The sequence below is a fragment of the Streptomyces sp. genome (genome assembly GCF_031178505.1).
Lineage (GTDB): Bacteria > Actinomycetota > Actinomycetes > Streptomycetales > Streptomycetaceae > Streptomyces > Streptomyces gulbargensis.
In genome coordinates this window covers 1-2,292 of the sequence record NZ_JAPSIW010000943.1, presented here as the reverse complement: position 1 = coordinate 2,292, position 2,292 = coordinate 1, and the positions used below count along the sequence as shown (strand labels likewise).

General features: G+C 70.5%; 3 protein-coding genes and 2 pseudogenes. 3 read left to right on the top strand and 2 right to left on the bottom strand.

Going from position 1 to position 2,292, the window contains the following annotated elements; all coding sequences use genetic code 11:
* The first annotated feature begins 318 nt into the window (after positions 1 to 318).
* The gene (locus RIF68_RS34845) at positions 319 to 777 is read left to right on the top strand and encodes a TIGR03618 family F420-dependent PPOX class oxidoreductase (RefSeq protein ID WP_309055531.1); all 459 of its coding nucleotides are present in this window, start codon (positions 319 to 321) and stop codon (positions 775 to 777) included.
* 186 nt (positions 778 to 963) lie between these two features.
* Here the strand turns inward: RIF68_RS34845 and RIF68_RS34840 are convergent.
* Positions 964 to 1,161 (bottom strand): annotated as a pseudogene (locus RIF68_RS34840) (helix-turn-helix domain-containing protein); the annotation flags it as partial.
* A gap of 208 nt (positions 1,162 to 1,369) precedes the next feature.
* Complete coding sequence (locus RIF68_RS34835; RefSeq protein WP_309055530.1) at positions 1,370 to 1,564, bottom strand: hypothetical protein; 195 nt, start codon at positions 1,562 to 1,564, stop codon at positions 1,370 to 1,372.
* A gap of 44 nt (positions 1,565 to 1,608) precedes the next feature.
* Here RIF68_RS34835 and RIF68_RS34830 point away from each other — a divergent pair, with 44 nt between their 5' ends.
* A complete protein-coding gene (locus RIF68_RS34830) occupies positions 1,609 to 1,764 on the top strand; it encodes a hypothetical protein (protein WP_309055533.1) in 156 nt (51 codons plus the stop codon).
* Positions 1,765 to 2,210: 446 nt separating this feature from the next.
* Positions 2,211 to 2,292, top strand: a pseudogene (locus tag RIF68_RS34825) (calcium-binding protein); the annotation flags it as partial.

Here is a 2,292-nt window from a genome sequence, read left to right as displayed (position 1 = left end):
GTGGCCGCCTGTACGTGCGGCGCCGCGACGGGCGCCAGTGACCGGCATACGACTCCTTGAGCCGGTGGGGGACGAACGGCGCTCGTCGTCCCCCACCGATCGCCACGAGCAGCGATCGAAGGGGTGGCCGAACGGACGCGTGCCCGCCGCCGAACGGTGGAGCGAGGCCGCCTGCCGTGTACTCGGGGAGGCTGGCTCCTTCCGTGCGGACGAGGAGCAGCACGCCGTCGGTGGTCCTCTGCGCACGGCCGGTGCCCGGTGTACGGTCTCTCGGCGGCTCGATGAAATTCCCGGGCGGGCATGGACGTTGGTCAGGTCATGACTCAGGGACCAGCACCTCGCCCACTGTCCGACGAAGCCCTCTCCATCCTGCTGGGCAAGCAGCAGTTCGGCACGCTCGCCACCGTCAAGCGCAATGGCCACCCTCATCTGACCACCATGCTGTACAGCTGGGACCCCGAAGCCCGCTTGGTGCGGTTCTCGACGACCGCAGACCGGGTCAAGGTCGGGCACCTGCGGCGCAATCCGCGTGCGGCGCTTCATGTGCGCGGGGGCGACGTGTGGTCGTTCGCCGTCGCTGAAGGCGAGGCCGAGGTGTCCGAGAGTACGACCGTCTCCGGTGACGCCGTCGGGCGGGAACTGCTGGAGATGGTCCCGCGAGACGCGAAGCCGGAGGACGAAGGTGCCTTTCTGGAGCAACTCGTCGCCGAGCGCCGGGTGGTCGTCCGGTTGAAGGTGGACCGCCTGTACGGCACGGCGCTCGACGTCGACGGCTGACGGCTGACGGCTCATCAGACGCGTGCTGGTCACGGCCACCGTTGAGGGATGCGACCAGCACGGTCGCCTCGTAGCGGACTGCGAGCTCGTCGCATCGCGTGACCTCGCCTGTCCGGCAAGGAATCTTGACGGCTCGCGCACCGGCGGGGCCGTGTGGTCAGTCGGCGGGATGGGTGCCGGGGTGTGGCCGAAGGCGCGGCGGAAGACGTTGATGAAAGTGCTGGCGGAGGACCAGCCGCAGCGATGGGCGACGGTGGTGACGGGGGTGTCGTCGGCCAGGAGGATCAGGGCGGGGTGGAGCCTGATCTGCGTGCGCCACTGGGGGGTAGGCCAGGCCGAGGTCGGCGCGGAGGCGGCGGGAGAGGTGCGGGCGCTGGCGCCGATCTCGCGCCCGAGGTCGTCGAGGGAGCGGCTGTCGGCCGGAGTGGTGCGCAGGATGTCGTGCAGCTCGCGAAGCCCCCCCCCAGGTACCCACCGCCGACCCCGGCGGCATGGACTCCTCGCAGGTGCGGGCTGCCCGACGCGACCCGAAAGCGGGAGCGGCCAGCCCCCCCCAGCGTACTGCCGACCTCAGCGCACCCACCCTGGCTGCTCACGACGCGGTGAACCGTTGAGCGGCCTCCCAGAGTTCGGCTTCACGCCGCGGGTCGTAGGACTCGTCCGACGAGCGGTCCGCACGGCCGCGGTCGACGTAGGAGCCGGTCGGCGCCTGGGTCCTGCCGAGGACCACGTCGGCGAGGCAGCGGCCCGCTGTGTCGCGGCCGGTGGCGAACGGGGTGAGGGCCATCGCCGGCAGGATGCGCCGCATCGCGAACCAGTCGGCATCCGAAGATCGGCGACATCCCGCTCGACTGCGACGTCCTCGTCGTTCCCGGCGCCGACCTGCGCATGGTCACCTACACGGCAGCGACCGGAAGCAGCGACGCGGGGAAACTGGACCTTCTTCGCGTCACGGGTGGCCACCGCAGCGCCACAGCACTCATCTGACCGGCGGCCGCCGGACGGTTCGACGAGCAGACCGGGCGAACCCGACGGTGCCGTCGGGCCACCGCCTACTGCTCAGCCGTCCGCTCGCCATGAGTGCGCCGCCCTCGGGGACGGTCAGGCCGACCAGCCATAAGGGCCCACGACGACTCCGGCTCGGCGCCGGATGCCGTGATCGGGGCGGCCCGGGAGAGGCGGAGGTCGGATGGCGACGAACGGTCCGGTTGCGACAGCACAGGCATCCGACCTGTCGCAGACGGTCATCGGGCAGTCCTTGCACCACCAAAAGCGGAGCTCGGGAGCGTACGGACATTTATGGCTGTTCCATGGGACATGGCCGCTACGCGCATCGGGGCGGCAGGACGTTCGCGCCTTGCCCCGCTCGGTCACGTAGAGGCACTCATTGGGCCAGGCCCGCGATCGTCGGGCCGCAGCAGACAGGTGATGGAATGCGAGACGAGGCCGCCAAGCGGGTCGAGCTGGTCTTCTCCCTCTTCGACGCCAACGGCAACGGAGTCATCGACTCCGACG